Here is an 18,142-nt window from a genome sequence, read left to right as displayed (position 1 = left end):
AACTATAATCTGTGTAACGTTACACAAAATGTGAATTGGAAGTATTTTTTGATTTTATGATACAGCTTGAACAATTTTTGTAATTTTTTTGTTGACTTGCAAGACGGTATCTTCAGTGATTTTAGTTGCTTTTATAAGTTCTTTCCTGCTGATCCCTTTTGGCTTTTTTGCAATCACACGAATAATATTTATATACATTTCTGGTTCTTCATACAACGAGTGAAACAACATATCAAATTCATCAAATAACAAACCTTCCTTCTGAAAACAGATCGCATTAATATTTTGTGCTGCTGATAATCCTTGACTTACTTCCTTAAGGTAGTGTGGTATCCCTCCCATGGCCATATAGATCTGTAATATCTGCTGGTGATTAAGATTGACTCCTAAATACCTTAGATACTCTTTAGTTTCACTTAAGTTAAAAGGCTGCAAAGGTATTCTTGCAGTAATACGGTTATGTAATCCTCCTTTATTATAGATTAAATTTTCTAACATCCATGATGCTGCTGAACCACACACGATCAATATAAGCCTTTTTCGATATGTCCAATACACATTCCAGAAGTGTTCTAGTGCTACTAAAAATCCAGATTTTCTTGCAGCAAGCCATGGCAACTCATCAAAAAATAAAACAACCTGCTCATTTCTATGAATATCAATCGAAAGAGTTAATTGACGCAATGCATCCATCCAGTTTTTAGGCAAAGCCATTCTTACACCATTGTAAAAAGATCTAGACAATGATTCTGCAAAGATCTCAAGCTGCTCCTTCAAAGCACCTTTGTTGAGACCTGTCTGCTCAAATAGGATTACATTACGTTTGTTGAAAAATTGTTTTATTAAATATGTTTTTCCTACACGACGTCGACCATACACTGCGATAAACTCGGCTGATTGGGAAAGAAGCTTATTTTCTAGAATCGCTGTTTCTTTTTCTCTACCAATTATTGGTTCACTCATACAATTTACCGCGGCGTATGTTAGCATTATATACCGCGGTTATAAGATGATCAACTTTATTTTACCGCGGCGTATGTTAGTATTATATACCGCGGTTAAGAGTAGACCACCATCAAATGCCCGATTTTGCTCGACTTTTCGCTACCTGCATCATTAAATCTTCTGATGAACTTTGTGGTATTGTACTCAAAATCTCTGTCTTCTTCGTTCTCTCCGCCAGTATCGACATTAATATTTCTTGTGCTTGCTTTGCATTCACATCCTGCTCAATAAATTCTCCTATCTTTTCTGGCATCTTTGACAAATTACATAATCTTATTACCTCTAAAATTTCTCTACGACAGTTCTCGTAGCCTAAACATCTTCCTTGCTCAATTAGATCATCAATATCTATTGCTTGTTCTTTTATCTCAGTTTTAGTCATATTATTTCTCCTATAATTATCTATAAATTCAGAAAACGTTGTGATTCCATCAGCAAGTCCTATCTCTATTGCTCTCTCACCAAAATATAGCCCTGCTTCCGTTGATCTGATCTTTTCCGTTGAAAGACCTCTATTTCTTGCTATAAGCTGCAAAAACATTTCATATAGACGATCTACTTCTTTTTGTAAGCTTTCCAAACTTTCAGACGTTATCGGCTCATGCGGATTTAAATCGTTCTTTCGACTTCCTGCAAAAACAGTTGTATATTTTATCCCTTGCTTTTCATCAAACCCACTTTGATCTATATGACTTGCTATTACTCCTATACTTCCAACACCAGAGGTTCTACTCATAAAAACCTTTTCAGCGCTTGAAGCTATAGCATATGCAGCAGAGTACGCATCATCATTTGCTATCGCTATTATCCTCTTTTTTCCTCTTGCACTATAGATAAAATCAGCTAAGTCAAATACTCCATTTACTTCTCCTCCTGGACTGTCTATGTCAAGTAGAATCGTCTCTATGCTTTTATCTTCTAAAGCACTCTCTATCTCTTCATGAATATTTTCATACGAAGTCATGTCTAAAATATGATCAAAAGCTTCTGTTTTTTTAGTCAAAACTCCATAAATACGTATTATTGCTATTCCTTTTGGGTTTATATGAAAATGCTTTAAGTTCTTAAAGATAGGTTGTTTGCTATTATATAATGATAATAGTTCAAAGCTTCTTCTCTCTACCATTACTGGTTTATTTATCCACATCACCTTCCTTCCCTTATTCTACTTTATGGTTAACGTCAGAATCGAAACAAAGTCCAAAAGAATCAGCACGCTTTTTATCTTCTGCTATTTCTTGATCAATTTCTTCTACATCGTAACCCATTTCTGATACTACTTCTGCTCGACTTTTGAAGCCATTTCTTACCGCCATTTGCTGTGCTTGCTGATCTTTCAGTGGATCCACCCAATCAAATCCCTGTGGTATCCATTTTACTTCTTCTTTCGCTGCTTTTGCAACTTTTTCATCTATATTCAATTCTCCACAAAGTACTGCTAACTCTAGCCATCTATTCCAAATAGGTCTACAAAACTGGAACACTATCACGTTATGCTGCAACATTGCACACCTTCTGCGAAACTCTATCAGCCCTGCTCGAATGGATGAATAATTAACACCTGTTAAATCTCCTGTTAGCTGTTCATATGTTATCCCTGTACCAATCGCTATTGCCCTCAGTTGCTGTCTCATGAATGCTTCATAACTTCCTCCAACATCAGACGGCTCTGAAAATTTTATATCTTCTCCTGGGTCTAAAAGCTGCATTGTTCCAGGTTCCAGTCCAGATAGTGCTACTCCTTGCTCATTACTTTCACCTTCTCCTAAAATATTTGCCTCAGGATCAAGTCTTGTAATAAACCCTGCAAACATCGCTGCTGTCTTTTTTCTTACTAATTCTGCATCATCGTATTGATCAAGCTCATAAAGCTTTAGCAGTATATTAGAAAGCCATGGCTCTCCTCTAATTTGCCCAGGTCTTAATGGTCTATAAATATGTAAAACATCATTTGCTGGTACTCTTACTGATTCTCCAAACGAGCCTTCTCCTAGATGTTCTCTAAATAAGTAATATGCCTCTCTTTGCCCAAGTCTATTGAACTCAATCCCGTTTCTTATTACATTACCATTTGCTAAAGTTTGATTTGTTTTATTGTCTAAATGTTCAGATTCAAGTACTTGCAATTGTAACGGTACATAAAGACCATCTTCGTATTTTCTTGTTCTCAGCCGTACAAAACATTCTCCTCCCTCTATCATACTTCTGCATACTAAAGCTTGTAATCCATAAAAATCACTTACTCCACTACTGTCTGCTTCATCTGTCCATCTTAGCCATAATTCTTGCACTTTCTTTCGAAATTCTGCATTCCTTGCTTTTGATTGTGGTTTTATTCCTGTTCCAATAGAGTTACTTACTATTGTATCAATGATATTTGCTGCATATGGATTTTTTCTCACCATGTCACGTGATCGACTACGTAAAGTTTCAAGGTTTTGAGACAGCAAATTGTTTATACTTCCTAACTCTGGTTGAAAGTGAAAAAATCTTCTTCCTGAGCCTACTGCATCCCAGGCTGAACTTTTGATTTTTGGTTTGTTAAATAGTTGTTTGAATGATTTGAGTAACATTTATCCCCTTGAGTTTTAATTATGCAACAAGTTGCTGCACAAATTTGAGTGATTTTATTTCAATTTACACTCCAGTAAGTTCTGCTATCTTTTATAAATTGTATCTCTATGTCCTATTTCGGTGATAATTACTGTATATTCTAGTTTAGCTATTTTGTAAATAACCCTGTAATTACCTACCCTTAGTCTCTTACTCCCTACTAACCTACCACTTAATGGTTTACCAAGATTAATCGGATCAATTGTAAGACGCTCGTCTATAGCTCTTCTAATTCTTGATCTTATTGTTGGTGGTAAAGTAAGGAAATCTTTCTCAAGAACCTTTTCCGAATAGATAATACTGTATTTCACTCATCTTTTTTAATTGTCTTTGCAGATAATATTTTTTCCCAGTCAACATCCTCATTTTTCACCGTCTTTGCATTTGGCACATCACGTTCTTTTATGATTTCAGCCATCTCTTTCTCTGCCTCAAATTCTTCTTTCACAAGACACACTAAAACTTCTGGTATAGTTTTATTCCATGCTTTTGCAACCTCTGTAAGATACTGAGCAAATTCCCCCTCAAAACTTACATTAACATTCAGCCTTTCTTGACTTTGATCCATATTTTAACTAGAAAATACCAACTTTAAACTATAACATTTTTACACAATTTTGTCAATCCCCTTACTTGTCGCAATCACAATTCTTCTCTTCGGTCTCACACCTGCAACTTTCAGTTCAGCCTTAATACGTTGCCGTAGATTCAGCAAGTCATTTATCTGAACTTCAGCATATCTTACCACATGGTCACCATATGCAATTGATACTACTCGCTCTCCGCTTTGCAGTTTTTTTATCGCTTCTTCGACTTGAACTAAATACTCTTCGTTGTACATCTTACTTCTCATTCAACCATTTGCTTTGTCTCACTTTTTTAGGTTTTTTACTTTCTGGTTTTTCACTTAAACTATTCCATTTACTCTCTGGCCATCTGTCTACTCCCAGTGCTATTGATGCAGCTCTCGCATAAATTCGGCAATCTAGCACTTCATTTCTTTCTCTTACCTTTTGCCACTCTTGTTTGGTATATCCTTTTACTACCTTGCTGACTAATTGTTCTGCCGTTAGCTGCTTAAAATATTCAGGTGCATACTCCGGAAAATGACAGTATCCAGGTAGAGCTTTTCCCTCTTCTTCTTTTAAAATATTAAGTAGTTGAAAAAGCTCTGACTTTAATATCGATACTCCTACTGGCCAGAGCTTTATTCCTCTCTTTAGCTTTTGACCACCAACTGTTATATCTACTCTACTTGGGCTACTAAGTGGCACTAGTGCTTTATTTACACCTTTAACTGCCATTACTCTTCCAGAGCCTTGATGACCTCTTACCCAGTTGTATACTTCTTGTGTTGCATATCCTGCATCTACTGCCATCATACTTATCATGTATTCAAGACCATTTTCACCGATAAAATGGTGATTGAGTAATTCTGAAAGCTTTCCCCATACTTCTCCACTTCCTGTATCTCCTTCAAATACTCGATAGTCTATTGACCAATTTTCACGGCTTCTTCCCCATGCTACAACTTCCACCTCTAGACGATCTTTTTGGACATCTACTCCTGCAGTAAGTACCACTTCTCTCCTAGGTACTGTGCCTACGGGAAAAAATTCTCTCCTGTTAAATAATTGCTTCCAGTCTGGTACTTCTCCTTTGTCTATCCAAGTTTCTCCAAGCGTAGTATTTATCCAAACTTTTAGTAATTGTTCACTTTCTTTGGCATGAAGAAAATCTTCTACTGCTTGTTGCCAACTATACCAGCCTACTGGACTATAAAGACTTGAAAGATGAAATCCTTTTTTCTCACCCTTTATTGGATTAGTAGGTCTCCATTCTCCACGGTCCAGCATCTCTGTTTTTTGATGATTTTCTATCTTTTCACCACATTCTATACATATATAGTGTGCTGTATTTGGATTTTTATCTTCCCATTTTATTTGTGACCATTTTAGAACTTGATAGTAATTACAATGCGGACATGGTACAAAAAAATATCTCTTATCTGTTGCTTCAAATTCCTTCTCAATTCTACTTATTCCATGAATCGTTGGTGTTGATACTAAAAAAATCTTTCGCCGTGCAAATGTATTGGTACGGGCTATGCTTAGCAGTACTGGATCACCTTCTCCTCCTGAATCTCCTGGATATGCATCTATTTCATCAAGAAAGAGATATTTTACTGGCATAGACCTGAGACCCACACTACTATTTGCTCCAGTTATTACTACTATTCCACCTGGAAATTCCTTACTTTGCACAGTATTACCTGAATCTCTTGATCTTGGGTCTTTTACTTTACTTTTTAAACATGGTGTACTCTCTATTAACGGCGCAAATCTTCCTTTTGACCAACGTTTTCCCATTTCAACTGTTGGCTGTACTACCAGCATTGGACCTGGTGTTTGATCGATTATATAGCCTATCCAATTGTTACCAGCTTCTGTTCCTCCAATCTGTGCTCCTTTCATGAATACTACTTTTTCTGCTGACGACGATGGAGATAGTGAATCCATTATTTCTTTAAGGTATGGTGTTCTCTCTGTTCTCCACTTTCCTGGCTCTGATGCTGCAGTTGGCGCTAAAACTCGATACTCATTCGCCCACTCTGATACTTTAAGTTGCGGATCTGGTTTTAAACCTTCAGAAAAAGATGTGGCGTATATCATATTGCTAGCTCTTCACCATCATTAGATGATACTTCAACATCACTTAAATTAGGACTACTTGTTTTCTCACTTTCAAGTTCAGTAAACATTTTCTTTTCAAGCGCTTCTTCTATATACTTCTGAATTAAATTATTCATTGCTATTGCAGCTATAAGCGCAACTATTCCCACCATTACCACAGCTATAATATTAGGGTAAATTCCTACTATCGCTATTGCGCATACTGTTATAGAAATACAGATAATACTGCTATATTTCTTTATTTTTTTATCTGCTATTTTTCTTTCTTCAAAATATTTATTGCTCAATAAATGAAATGTTGGAAAGTTGTCATTTTTTCCAAATAAAACTATATCCTTTTCTTTGTTTAGTAACTTTATCAGTTTTACGTTATTTGTTGTTATTGCGTACTCAAAAACATCTGTAGCATCTGCTCTTTTCTTTAGCAGTAATTTTACTATATTAAAATGCCTATTTATCGCCGCAAGATATATCGCTGATTCTCCTTTATTGTTTAAAATATCTACTTCAACTCCCTCTTTCAAAATCGCTTCTAGGAACTCCTCATATCCTTTTTTTGCTGCTAAATGAAGTAAACTGTTTTTATCTTCTCCATATTTATTACTCACTAAAACTTCCACTATATCTTGTTTATTCCCTTCTCTTGCATAACAAAATGGTGTTTTGCCATTATCGTCTTTAATCAAAGGATCTATATCTTCTCGCGTTAGTAAAACTTCTATTGTTTTAAGTCTTTCAGCATAATGTAGTGGTGTTTTATTTTCGTAGTCTTGTAAATTGACCCCAGCATTAGGAGCATTTATTAAGCATCTTACAATATCTAAACATAAGTCTCTTTCATCGTAATTACTACTACTTATAGCTACGTGCAAAGAAGATAATTGCATTGCTGCCGCTACCAGCTATATTGACATTCGCACCAAGATTTGAAAGTAATTTTACTACTTCTAGCTTCTTGTTGTTTACTGCATAATGAATTGCTGCATGATTTCTCACGTCAAGAACATCTTTATCCGCATTTCCTTCTCTAATTAAAATTTCTACTATCCCTTCATGCCCAGCTCCTGCCGCTAAGTGTAACGGTGTATGTAGTAAAGCATTCTGCTCATTAACATTAACTCCTTTGTTAAGTAAAAATCTTACAGCATTTGCTTCATTCAACATTGCAGCTAGGTGAAGTAAGCTATCTTTCTCCAATCCGTATTTATTATTAATTAGCGCTTGTAATATTTCTGCTTTTTTACCTTCTTTGGCGTAATCAAGAGATGTTTTGCCATCATTATCTTCTACAAAAGGATTGATATTCTTTTTTGTGAGTAGCAGATCCACCATACTTAATTCATCAAACTCTATAGCGCAATGTAGTGGTGTCTTTCCATTTAATCCTCTAACATTAACATCTAATCCAGGTTGATTAATGAGACACTTTATTAACTCCAAACTTAAGTTATCAGCCATTTTATATTTAAAATCTTTTTATATTTGAAATTTAGTGTTAGATAATTCTTCAAGCGAGTTTGTAATCTCTTCAGTTAGCGTCTGATGAATCTTTTCAGTGTCACTCAGTGATGCAAGTAGTGCTGAAACTCTATTTGGAATATTAAGCAAATTATTACGGACAACTCTTGCTACATTAAATGCATCGCGCTTTACTTCCTCTACTGCTACAAGCTCTCCTATTTCAGCCTTAGCTTTCGCCTCAAGCAGTTTACCACGTTCCATTTCATTTTTTATTCGCGTTTTTAGTAACATCGTGGAAAGTTTTTCTCCGTTTTCTGAATAGTTTTTTCTTCTCAGCGGCTGACTTGGATCTCTGATTGTTTCTATAGCCCTATTTGCTTGCTCTCGGTTAATGAGTCCATCCTCCAGCTCAACTATTCCTTTCTTTACTAAGTAACAGACGTATTGCTTTGATACTCCTATCTCTCTTGCCCATTCTGTTTGTGTTATTTTTTCCACTTTTTTTTCCTCTCTCTTGTTTCTACGAATTTTCTTCTTGAATCTCTGAAAAGGTTTTACCAGTACCGGCTAAAATGGCATCTCTTCCCGTGTATACTTGCCAACGTTTTATCGTTACATCTACAAACTTTGAATCTAGCTCTATTGTTCTGCAGATTCTTCCTGTTCTCTCACATGCAATCAGTGTGCTGCCAGAACCACTAAATGGATCAAGTACTATGTCTCCTGGTCTGCTGCTGTTTACTATTGCTTTTTCCATTAGCTCTACTGGCTTCATTGTTGGGTGCAGTGAGTTATGTGTTGGCTTATCATAAAACCACAGATCACTTTGATTTCTACCACCATGCCACTCACGTTTATTGCCGCTTTTCCATCCATAAAGCATTGCTTCGTATTGTCTTTGATAATCAGATCTGCCTAGTGTAAAATGATTCTTTGCCCAAATGATAAATGTTGACCATTTTCCTCCTGCCTCCTCAAATGCTTTTTGCAACGTTGAAAACTCTGATGATGATATGCAGATGTAAATTGCTCCTTTGGTGTATGCTAAAATATGAGTGCAAATATCATAGAGAAAAAGTTCATACTTTTCACCTTGATTATCGTTTAATATTTTTTTATCTTCTCTTTCTTGACTGCTACGCCGGGTAGAAAGAGAAGCGTTGCCGCTCCTTTTCCCCCTAAGAACCGTACTTGACAGTTTCCCGTCATACGGCTCAAGCCTTTCAAAGGCAGATTTATTTGCCCGGCTGTTATCGATAGAAGACTGGTTCTCAAGTTTCGTCATAATTACTTCTCCTTAATACAATGTTGGTATTTCTTTCTTTCAAGATTTCGCTTGAAAAAGTATGAATTAAACTTTGGATCATAGGGATTAGCATCTGCTCTTATTTTGACATGTCTCACAATCGGAATTGAGGCAGCTTGCATTAAAGTTACCATGCTACCTTGTCCTTTATCTTTTGAAGACTTAGCAAAGAAGGTCCAGTTATTATTGCCAATGGTGCAAAAGTATCTCTGCTTTCTCCATTGAAAATTTTTATTTGGATGCCTTCTTTTAATCCATCTCAAAAGCGCACCAAAGATCTTATGATCGACATAGTTGAACACTTTCTTTGACACAACATGACGGTAATAATTTGTCCATCCTCTGATCTTAGGATTCAAGGTGTAGATAAGTTGTTCCGTTGTTATTGTGCTGTGAAGTCTCATGGTTTCCAGGATCATTTTTAGGAACTCTTTGATACTTGCTTTAGAAGGCATGATCAAGAGCTTTCCTCGATACTTTCGAATCGTAAATCCTAGAAAATCAAATCCTTCATCAATGGAAGTAATCTTAGTTTTTTCTACTGAGAATTCCAATCCACGCTCCTTCAAAAAGGCACACACTGCTGGTTTTACTTTGTTTTCAAGGACTTCTTTCGATCTTCCTGTAATAATAAGGAGAGTAGACCGGCGGAACTTCCCCACCAGTCTCTTGCAGAACTGCACGGAAACCTCTCGGCTTATACAGCTCCCATTATTTAGCCTTTTGATCCTAACCCAAGTGTCCAATGATAGAAAATACTTGGAGACCTCTTTCTCACTTTTCCTAGAAATTGCTTTGCTAGTCTTCCGTGATCACGAAGTTTCTTATATTTTGTCCTGACCCATCTTATGAGGTATCTCTCTATATTTCTGAGAGATGGATACATCTCTGATTTATAAAACCTGCCATAGTACTGAAACCAGCCTCTGACTATTGGATCTATTTTCTTCGATATTTCCTCTAGTGTGGTCCATGTAATCCGATGTATTCTCCATGACTTTATGGTTTTCTTGATCTTCTTCTTGGCTTTGTTACTAATTGCAGGTAGAAATGAGATGAAATAATTCCTCATCTTATTCTTTGCTACTCTAGGTCTAAAAGTATAACCTAGAAAATCAAAGCTTTGTTTAGGAAATTGTTCTTTTCTATCATCATCCTTACTGTACACAATCTGTGTCTTTTCAGGATGTAACTTCAATTTACACTTAGCCAATCTTTCTTCAATCATTACTTTCATAAATCCTGCCTGTCTTTTAGTTCTGCAGTGCACTATCGCATCATCTACATATCTTTCAAATGGTACTGTTGGATAATTTTGTTTCATCCACATATCAAACGCATGGTGCATAAATATGCTTGAAATGATTGGGCTTATTGAACCTCCTTGCGGAACTCCTTTATCCCTTGTTACCCTACTGCCATCTGCTTGCTGAATGGGGGCTTTCATCCACCTCTCAACATACAGTATGACCCATTTGCAGTCTGTGTGTTTCTTGATAGCCTGCAGTGCTAAATCGTGGTCCAGATTGTCGAAAAATCCAGATATATCAAGATCTACCGTCCAATCATTTTTCCAACATCTCTTCCGTGCTGTGTATACCGCATCCAGCGCAGACTTATTTGGTCTATAACCATATGAATCTTCGTGAAATTTCGGTTCTACTAACGGCTCAAGATACATTGTAGCTGCTGTTTGCGCTATCCTGTCGAATACTGAAGGCACACATAAAATTCTTTGCCCTCCTGTATCTTTTGGTATCGCAACAGCTTTTACCGGCTCTGGAAAATAACTTCCGGATGACATCCGATTCCATAATTTGTATAGATTATCCTTTAGATTTTCTTCAAACTTTGTTATCGAGACCTCATCTACACCTGCTGCACCTTTATTTTTCGATACTTGTTTATAAGCTCTCCAAATAAGTTGCTTTGGTATATCAAAAGACTTTGTTTCATTCATTAACTCCTCCCTTTCGGTTGATAAATAATTAAAACTAAATAACTTAGCCCCTTCACTCCATTTCCATTACAGAAACTTCTTCGCTACTACGAGCTAATCCGCCCCTGTTTTTCGCATCGGTACTCTCATCCTCAGAGATCAGCTCTTTGGACTTCTCCCTTTTCATCGAAACGACAGGTTCCCGTAGTTCCATGCAATAGCCTAAAATAGATTCACGCCACTTTTATGCCGGACGCCACCTACCCAGTAAACAAGCTCCCTGTAGATTCATCCCAGGTTAACGACTACCCCCTGGTTTTGACGTCGTCTCTACGCTTTCGACACTTCATCAGTGGTTCACTTGCGTTCGTCTCTCTATTTCATACATGACACATAATTGTGCCTTTTCCATAACGCTCACTACCTTAGCTCTTTACCAAAGCAGCTTATGGCTGTTTGAAGCCTGCTCTTGCAAACCGGCTCCGAGGGGCCCTCCCTCATCTACTGCACAGCTTCAACACTTTCCGTGTTTCTACGGCGCACAGTCATCTGCGTAGGCGGTAGTATTAACCTTATCGCGCCAAAAGGCAGATTTTTGGGCTGTCTTTTCTAAGCCTCTAAGGGTAATATTCATCAGTGTAGGAGAGATGATCCCTCCTTGAGGAGTACCTTCTTTAGTGATATAAAAAGTGTTCTTATCCATGTATCCTGCTGTCAGCCATTTTTTCAGAATTTTCTTATCCATAGGGCAGTGTTCTAAAAGCCATGCATGACTAATGGAGTCATAACAAGATTTGATATCTGCTTCTAGGATCCATGGTGCCGATACTTTTTGGCACAACGTTTTAAAACATTGGTCAATAGCATCAGCAGCTGATCTTTTATGCCGAAAACCATAGGCATGACGATCTAAAATTGATTCTGAAACTGGTTCAAGTGCTTGCAGATAAAGAGCCTGCATTGCCCGATCCTTCATAGTTGGTATTCCCAAAGGACGTTTTTTTCCTGCTCTTTTTGGAATCCATACTCGTCGGAGCGGTTGGACGCAATATCCTCGACGCTTTAACGATTGAACAGCTTTGATCTTTTGTTGCGGTGTGCGCCAAACTAAGCCATCAACCCCAGGGGTGTTTTTTCCTTGATTTTGAGTGACTCGTTTAACAGCCAAAAGTTTTGCAGTAAACGAATGTGTCAATATCCATTGCAAAGCTTTCACTTTGCCGTACCTTCTTTCTCGAACAGCCTTTGCAATACGCATCTGGAGCTTTTTGACACCTATTATCACTTTAGTCCAATTAATAGATTCCCATGTAATTGTAGGTGTAGAGGATGCACCAATCGCTGAATATGTCAGTGTTGTCATTTGCTTTTCCTCATATATAAAAAGTTCTCCAAAATCTCTTACAAAGAAAGACCTATCGGACGTGGGCACACTTTTATGTCCAGTAATGTTTCAACTGGTATTCCCACCATTACAGTGAGACCTTTGCTTTTTCCGACATCCCAAACCTGCACTGCCATAAGCATTCCTTACAGTTTGCTGTCCCCACTATGGTAGGGAGCAAGTACAGGGTTTCCACGCTTCCCCAAAAGTAGCTTGTGAACTTAGGTGCCTGCTGTCGACCGAGAAGCTTATAGGTTACGGGAACACAACTACGAGATGTTCCTCCTGCTTCCAATGCCTTTTGGCCCAAGCGTATCAACCGCTTTCGCTTGTCAACGTTTACGGTCTTTATCACAGGTTCAGTTACCTTCACCTTATTCACTATCTAGCACTTACCCTCTGTATGGTTTGAGGGAGAATACGCCTTTTGCAATTTGTATCCCGCATAATGCTTTGTTACATTGTCAGGGCAGCTACTTAATTCATGCCCCTAGATTCATCCGGCAACACGGACGGTTTCTTCTTGATCTTTCTAAGAAAACCTAGAAAATCCTGAGAAACAGCTACTTCTGACGCCTTCGCGTCGCAACATAATCAACGTTATATGGAGGATCACAAACAGTAATGTCTGCCATTTTATCATCTAACAGCGCTTTATATGATTCAACTACAGAGCTATCACCACAATAGATTCGATGATCACCTAAAATCCATAAATTCCCTGGTTTTATTACTTCTACCTTTTTTTCATCAACAACTAAGTCAGAAAGATCTTCTACAACAGTGGACTGCTGGGTTGCTCTCTTATTAAGAATATTTCCCAGTTCTCTTACAGCTTCACTATTTTCACACGCTTCAGCATAGGTGAATGGGGTGTAAGTCATTTCCTTGCCATTTGAATGTTTTATCGTTATTCTTTTTTTGACAATCTCTTTCAAGATACCATTTTCCTCAGAGATTTTTAACACTGCTCTCATAATGTCATTGTCTCTACGTGATATAGCATCTGTAAGTATTGTATGATTTTCTTCCCGACCATCTGAATGTTTTGTGGTCATTTCTTCATTCAGAACTTCCTTTAATAGTTTTTGTTTTTTGGCTTCTTCTAAAAGATCTTTTACAGCTTGATTATTTTTATGACTTATAGCATAATGTAGTAGTGACAATGTCTCCTCTCTACCCTGATATTTGTAAGCTATTTTCGCTAAAAGAATCGTGCTTGCGTTATAGCTGGAATTTTTGAATATTCCATTTTTGAACTTTTCGGCAACACCTTCCCCTTCTTCTATTTTTCTTGCTAGTTTTTGTATATTCTTTCTATCTTTATTTGTTAACTCATATATATCACATACTAATTCACCAGTCAGTTTTGACGTTTTCATAATGTTTTTCCCCCTATTAAGATTTATTGATTTATACCAAACTTCGTTATTGGGAAGACAAATAGGACATACGATAAATTCGCTTGAACCTCTAGCTATAGGCAGAAAGCGCTCTTTTTCATTTATCCAATTACCATTGAGATTTGGTATTAGTTGTAGTAATTGAAATAGCAAACCGGTTAGGTTGCCTAGTTTGGTTCTTTCTTTCAATCAAAGGTATTCTACTGTTTTAAATTCCCTGTAAAGATTTAGCTTATCTTTTACATCTAAACAGCATTAACACGATTTGGCTTTTTGTAGATGAGTAATTCTCTAGGGATTATCCTATTGAATTCTATGATATTATTTTTTGTAACATTGTTATACACGTCATGAGACTGAAGCTATTTATTTATCTTTTCTGTACAGATTAAATGACAAAAAAACTCACGTATCTGGCGTATCATGTTTAATTTTTTGCACTATGTGCACCTTATGTCTTTAAAATTTCTACCTACATAAGCTGAAACGCGCTTATAAAGCGTTTAAAACATAAAAAAACGCCAACTTAAAAAATGGATAGTGAATAACTAGCTACCCTAGGGTTTCTTTTGCCTTTTTTTCTGTTTAGTAAATTTCTTAACGTTTATAATTTAGATTAGTTGCGGCTTAAAAGTAGCTAAATCGCGGTTATTAAGTGTTTAGAATAAAAAAACGCCATACTTGAAAGTATAATGTAAGTAACTAGCCAACTACGGGGCTTCTTTTGCCTTTTTTTTCATTTGGTAAATTTCTTAAACATTTATACTAAAAGAGCCCAAGAGAGGTGTCATGCCAGTGCTTGACACTGGCATCCAGTCTTTATTATGCAGCCACTTGGTTAGAATTAAGTCTTCTGGATCCCAGATACTGTCTCTCATGTCAAACAATTAATTTACAATTAAATGGCTGATTGTTTTTAAGAATACCAAAAAAGACATGCATCAGTTTTCTCATCAAGGCTAAAACTACGACTTTTGGACACTTTCCTTTACTCGTTAAACGCTGACAAAATTTTTGAAAATGATGATTGTACTACTATAGCTGGCATATAAAAAGCTTTTCGAATACGCTCAGATCCTATTTTACATATTCGGCTTCTTCTACTTATTGACGATCCAGATTGATGATGTTCTGGCGGCAAAAGCTGTTAGCATGACTAAAATTATCAACTGACGGCGTTTCTGCGATAACAGCAACAGCAGTAAGATATCCTATGCCTTTTACAGTTTTGAGGTTTTCTATCATATTTTTTAGGTATGGATAGTGATTAATATGCTCATCAATTTCTTTTTCCAGGATAGCAATTTGTGCATCTATTGTTGAAATTACTTCGGATCTAGCGTTTTTGCAGCTGGAGTGCATATTTTTATTTTCCAAACGGTTCATCTGTTGCAACTTGTCGTCTTTAAGTGATTGCATGCAACGATAAAGCTCTCTTAAATGCCTAACTTCAGGGGAAATAGGTTTCCAAAGAGCAGGTTTATTAGCGATACAAAATCTATAGCTGCATCTGATTTATCGGCTGAGCAGTTCACTTTTGCCAAAAGCCTTCTGGATTTACTACACTTACGTTATGTCCCAAGTCGTGCATAAAAGTAGCCAAATCTTCACCACACCAGCTAGTTGCTTCAAGACAAAGATGAATAAGGTTTGCTCCATGTCCATTGCACCACACTACAAGTTTTGTAAAGCCGTCTTCAAAAGACTTTGTGCCGTTTCTTATCGTTTATTAGCAAACAAACATCAAATTTCTTTTTAGAAATATCTACACCTAAAATAGCATTTACTTGCATAAAACTGCCTCCAAGACTATAAATAAATTGAGAGTTCTTGTAAATACGGGATATAATTCCAAAGATACTGTTCAGTCTTCTAACTCTATGGGAGGGGAGCAAAATCTGGGATTCAGCCTTATTGGCATTAGTGTCAAGTTGGCTTCACCCTCCCTGTGAGATATTTTAGCTCTAATACCTCACATCATAAAGATACAAGTGTCTGGGCACTGGGATGACGCCGTTTTTTATACCTGTTCGTACAGTGATGGGTTTCCAGACTGAAAGTTTCTAGATCCAGGTCACTACTCAGATGACAACCTTATCTACTAGCCGTATAGCTACTTTCAAATTCAATCAATTAAGCAGGAGGCCCCTATGCAAACCATACTAAAAAATCACTTGGCTGGAGAATTACTTACCACCGCTACGTGCTGGAAATTAAAGCTCGCAGGTGGAGAAGTAATGGGATTCACTGACTATGATGAAGATTTAAATATTGATAATATACTCTATAAATCTTCAAGTGGATTTACAGCCAGTAGTATAATATTAAACAGCGATTTAAAAACTGATAATCTAGAAATTGAAGGGATATTAAATAGTGTTGATATTAAAGAAGAAGATGTTTTATCAGGAAAGTACGACTTTGCAAATATTGAGATATTTCTTGTGAATTATAAAGACTTGACCCAGGGGACAATGAATCTACATTCAGGAATTTTTGGTAAAGTGACATTAAGTAGTGGAAGATTTATTGTTGAAATTAGAGGGCTCTCAGCAAAGCTTGAGAGAAGCATAGCAGAATTATACTCTCCTGCATGCAGAGCACAATTTTGCGATGATAAATGTAAAGCCGATACTAAAAAATTTAGTAAAATAAGTACAATCACTAAAGTAATAGATGAAAGAAGATTTGAAGACACGAATTTAACTGAGAGTGATGAATATTATAAGCACGGAGTAGTGAAATTCTTTGGCTCAACAGCGTTTGAAGGTATAGTAAAAGAATATAAAAATAAAGTAGTTACATTGTTTACTTCGCCTTCATACCAAATTTTTGCTGGAGATAAATATTCAATACTCGCAGGTTGCGATAAAACATTTCCAACTTGCAGAAGCAAGTTTAACAATACTGTAAATTTTCGTGGTGAACCCTATATACCAGGTTTTTATATTGTTTAGCAGCACAATTTTCAATATTATGAATATGCATGGAAAGGTGGCTGAGTGGTCTAAAGCACACGCTTGGAAAGCGTGCACATATGAAAATATGTCGGGGGTTCGAATCCCCCCTTTTCCGTATATCACTTCTAGAATAGTATAAACCCGCCATGTCAGCCTCCTTTTACCCCACTTAGGTATGTACCAATATACCTAAGTTTGTTACAACATTCCCAATAACATAAATTATTTTAGCTATGCTATCAATAGCATTGCTTTAAAAAGAGTGCCCATATTTTCAGTCAACCTTAAGAATTCACTAAAGATCCTATTCTTTTGTTCATCACTTGCGCTTTTCATTAAAGCCTGGGTTCTTTCTTTTATGCCAAAAAGATATAAAAATTCTCTTTGAGTTAAAATCTCGCAATCTACGTGTTTTAATGAATCTTTTAATGCTTGAAAGTTCATAAGTGCGGTAATATCACTATTACCAATATTCTCAAGAAAATTAGCATACTTATGTTGTTTTATCGATTGCAAAGTGCTCTTATATGCGGGGTATACATAACCGTAATCTATAATCAAAGCAGCTCCTTTATTATTATGTATCTTCTTCTCAAGTTTTTTTAATATTTCAACCCCAGTTGAACATATTTCCACCACTGCACCATTAAAAAGTTTTTCATTTGTCATCTGAGTAGCTAACACTGGAATCCATGATTCTTTTTTTCTGGATTCCAGTGTCACGCACTGGCATGACACCAAGAGACTGCCATCATCTTGTTTTGTCACCCTATTTTCATACCACCCCTCATCACGATATACAAACTGATCTATCGGAAGAGCGTCAAAGAACTCATTTGCTAAAAAAATGGTTGGTTGTTCTGGTAGGTTGTCAATATCTTTGTGCCAATTAACATCTAAGCCTTTTAATTTTTCCTTTTGTATCTTCCGTAAAGTAGGGCTTATTTCAACTAAGTGGATCAACATTGAATTAAAAAAGCTGCTGTATTTTTTAGTGACTCTTATTATATCGTGAATGAGTGTTCCTTTGCCTGGCCCAAGTTCAACTAGCGAAAATTTTGATGGCTTTCCTAATTTTTCCCATGTATGCATTATCCAAACTGCAATTACTTCACCAAATAATTGGCTAATCTCAGGTGCGGTAGTAAAATCACCATCCTTACCAAGTGGCAATTTACTCGTATAATAGCCGTATTTTTCATGGTACAAAACGGCATTCATGAAATCACTGATGGATATTGATCCTTGACTTTTGTCAATTAATTCGTGTATATAAGTGAGCATGTTATTAATAAATGTTTAACTATAGCGTGCCATAATATAAAATAGTAGAGTATTTATATATATAGTATAAACTTAAGTTTGTGAGTAATAGTGC

Annotated in this window: 14 protein-coding genes, 1 tRNA gene and 4 pseudogenes; 2 read left to right on the top strand and 17 right to left on the bottom strand. The window is 36.6% G+C overall.

The window, feature by feature from the left end:
• Positions 1–54: 54 nt before the first annotated feature.
• The 16 genes and pseudogenes from ABWU58_RS04805 to ABWU58_RS04725 form a co-directional block, all read right to left on the bottom strand.
• Positions 55–963 carry an AAA family ATPase gene (locus tag ABWU58_RS04805; protein WP_353282735.1) on the bottom strand — a complete coding sequence of 303 codons (909 nt, stop codon included), beginning with the start codon at positions 961–963 and terminating at the stop codon, positions 55–57.
• Positions 964–1,075: 112 nt separating this feature from the next.
• A complete protein-coding gene (locus tag ABWU58_RS04800; RefSeq protein WP_353282734.1) occupies positions 1,076–2,152 on the bottom strand; it encodes a S49 family peptidase in 1,077 nt (358 codons plus the stop codon).
• 13 nt (positions 2,153–2,165) lie between these two features.
• A complete protein-coding gene (locus tag ABWU58_RS04795) occupies positions 2,166–3,578 on the bottom strand; it encodes a phage portal protein (protein WP_353282733.1) in 1,413 nt (470 codons plus the stop codon).
• Between the two features lie 84 nt (positions 3,579–3,662).
• Positions 3,663–3,929 carry a type II toxin-antitoxin system RelE family toxin gene (locus tag ABWU58_RS04790; RefSeq protein WP_353282732.1) on the bottom strand — a complete coding sequence of 89 codons (267 nt, stop codon included), beginning with the start codon at positions 3,927–3,929 and terminating at the stop codon, positions 3,663–3,665.
• Complete coding sequence (locus ABWU58_RS04785) at positions 3,926–4,186, bottom strand: hypothetical protein (RefSeq protein ID WP_353282731.1); 261 nt, start codon at positions 4,184–4,186, stop codon at positions 3,926–3,928. Before ABWU58_RS04785 ends, ABWU58_RS04790 begins: the two co-directional genes overlap by 4 nt.
• 39 nt (positions 4,187–4,225) lie before the next feature.
• On the bottom strand, positions 4,226–4,459 hold the full coding sequence (locus tag ABWU58_RS04780; protein WP_353282730.1) for a gpW family head-tail joining protein: 234 nt from the start codon (positions 4,457–4,459) through the stop codon (positions 4,226–4,228).
• Position 4,460: 1 nt separating this feature from the next.
• Entirely contained in the window at positions 4,461–6,290 is a 1,830-nt protein-coding gene (locus ABWU58_RS04775) for a phage terminase large subunit family protein (protein WP_353282729.1), read from the bottom strand.
• Positions 6,287–7,769 (bottom strand): annotated as a pseudogene (locus ABWU58_RS04770) (ankyrin repeat domain-containing protein). Before ABWU58_RS04770 ends, ABWU58_RS04775 begins: the two are co-directional and overlap by 4 nt.
• An 18-nt stretch (positions 7,770–7,787) precedes the next feature.
• The gene (locus ABWU58_RS04765) at positions 7,788–8,270 is read right to left on the bottom strand and encodes a hypothetical protein (protein ID WP_353282728.1); all 483 of its coding nucleotides are present in this window, start codon (positions 8,268–8,270) and stop codon (positions 7,788–7,790) included.
• A 22-nt stretch (positions 8,271–8,292) separates the two neighbouring features.
• A pseudogene (locus tag ABWU58_RS04760) lies at positions 8,293–8,910 on the bottom strand (DNA-methyltransferase); the annotation flags it as partial.
• Positions 8,911–9,059: 149 nt separating this feature from the next.
• Complete coding sequence (locus ABWU58_RS04755) at positions 9,060–9,740, bottom strand: group II intron maturase-specific domain-containing protein (RefSeq protein ID WP_353282727.1); 681 nt, start codon at positions 9,738–9,740, stop codon at positions 9,060–9,062.
• Positions 9,741–9,793: 53 nt separating this feature from the next.
• Positions 9,794–11,038, bottom strand: a complete 1,245-nt coding sequence (ltrA, locus tag ABWU58_RS04750; RefSeq protein ID WP_353276809.1) for a group II intron reverse transcriptase/maturase — start codon at positions 11,036–11,038, stop codon at positions 9,794–9,796.
• Positions 11,039–11,090: 52 nt separating this feature from the next.
• The gene (locus ABWU58_RS04745) at positions 11,091–11,231 is read right to left on the bottom strand and encodes a hypothetical protein (protein ID WP_019078704.1); all 141 of its coding nucleotides are present in this window, start codon (positions 11,229–11,231) and stop codon (positions 11,091–11,093) included.
• 318 nt (positions 11,232–11,549) lie between these two features.
• Entirely contained in the window at positions 11,550–12,380 is an 831-nt protein-coding gene (locus tag ABWU58_RS04740; RefSeq protein WP_353282726.1) for a reverse transcriptase N-terminal domain-containing protein, read from the bottom strand.
• Between the two features lie 590 nt (positions 12,381–12,970).
• Positions 12,971–13,177, bottom strand: a pseudogene (locus ABWU58_RS04735) (DNA methylase N-4); the annotation flags it as partial.
• A 1,615-nt stretch (positions 13,178–14,792) separates the two neighbouring features.
• Positions 14,793–15,049: pseudogene (locus ABWU58_RS04725) on the bottom strand (transposase).
• Between the two features lie 905 nt (positions 15,050–15,954).
• On the opposite strand from ABWU58_RS04725, the gene ABWU58_RS04720 reads away from it, so the two are divergent.
• Positions 15,955–16,761 (top strand): DUF2163 domain-containing protein, encoded by an 807-nt coding sequence (locus tag ABWU58_RS04720; protein ID WP_353282724.1) that lies wholly within the window; start codon positions 15,955–15,957, stop codon positions 16,759–16,761.
• Positions 16,762–16,792: 31 nt separating this feature from the next.
• Positions 16,793–16,879 (top strand) — tRNA-Ser (locus ABWU58_RS04715).
• 116 nt (positions 16,880–16,995) lie between these two features.
• Here ABWU58_RS04715 and ABWU58_RS04710 read toward each other — a convergent pair.
• On the bottom strand, positions 16,996–18,048 hold the full coding sequence (locus tag ABWU58_RS04710; protein ID WP_353282723.1) for a class I SAM-dependent methyltransferase: 1,053 nt from the start codon (positions 18,046–18,048) through the stop codon (positions 16,996–16,998).
• Positions 18,049–18,142 lie beyond the last annotated feature (94 nt).

Origin of the sequence: Wolbachia endosymbiont (group A) of Pogonocherus hispidulus (assembly GCF_964028195.1) — a bacterium.
In the GTDB taxonomy this organism is placed as follows: domain Bacteria; phylum Pseudomonadota; class Alphaproteobacteria; order Rickettsiales; family Anaplasmataceae; genus Wolbachia.
This window is presented reverse-complemented; position numbering and strand designations above follow the sequence as displayed.

What these genes read in the sequence shown, in the direction of transcription:
- ABWU58_RS04775 (WP_353282729.1), bottom strand. Translation starts at nt 6,290, where the DNA reads ATGATATACGCCACATCTTTTTCTGAAGGTTTAAAACCAGATCCGCAA.
- ABWU58_RS04740 (WP_353282726.1), bottom strand. Translation starts at nt 12,380, where the DNA reads ATGACAACACTGACATATTCAGCGATTGGTGCATCCTCTACACCTACA.
- ABWU58_RS04795 (WP_353282733.1), bottom strand. Translation starts at nt 3,578, where the DNA reads ATGTTACTCAAATCATTCAAACAACTATTTAACAAACCAAAAATCAAA.
- ABWU58_RS04800 (WP_353282734.1), bottom strand. Translation starts at nt 2,152, where the DNA reads ATGTGGATAAATAAACCAGTAATGGTAGAGAGAAGAAGCTTTGAACTA.
- ABWU58_RS04745 (WP_019078704.1), bottom strand. Translation starts at nt 11,231, where the DNA reads ATGGAACTACGGGAACCTGTCGTTTCGATGAAAAGGGAGAAGTCCAAA.
- ABWU58_RS04720 (WP_353282724.1), top strand. Translation starts at nt 15,955, where the DNA reads ATGCAAACCATACTAAAAAATCACTTGGCTGGAGAATTACTTACCACC.
- ltrA (WP_353276809.1), bottom strand. Translation starts at nt 11,038, where the DNA reads ATGAATGAAACAAAGTCTTTTGATATACCAAAGCAACTTATTTGGAGA.
- ABWU58_RS04780 (WP_353282730.1), bottom strand. Translation starts at nt 4,459, where the DNA reads ATGTACAACGAAGAGTATTTAGTTCAAGTCGAAGAAGCGATAAAAAAA.
- ABWU58_RS04785 (WP_353282731.1), bottom strand. Translation starts at nt 4,186, where the DNA reads ATGGATCAAAGTCAAGAAAGGCTGAATGTTAATGTAAGTTTTGAGGGG.
- ABWU58_RS04805 (WP_353282735.1), bottom strand. Translation starts at nt 963, where the DNA reads ATGAGTGAACCAATAATTGGTAGAGAAAAAGAAACAGCGATTCTAGAA.
- ABWU58_RS04710 (WP_353282723.1), bottom strand. Translation starts at nt 18,048, where the DNA reads ATGCTCACTTATATACACGAATTAATTGACAAAAGTCAAGGATCAATA.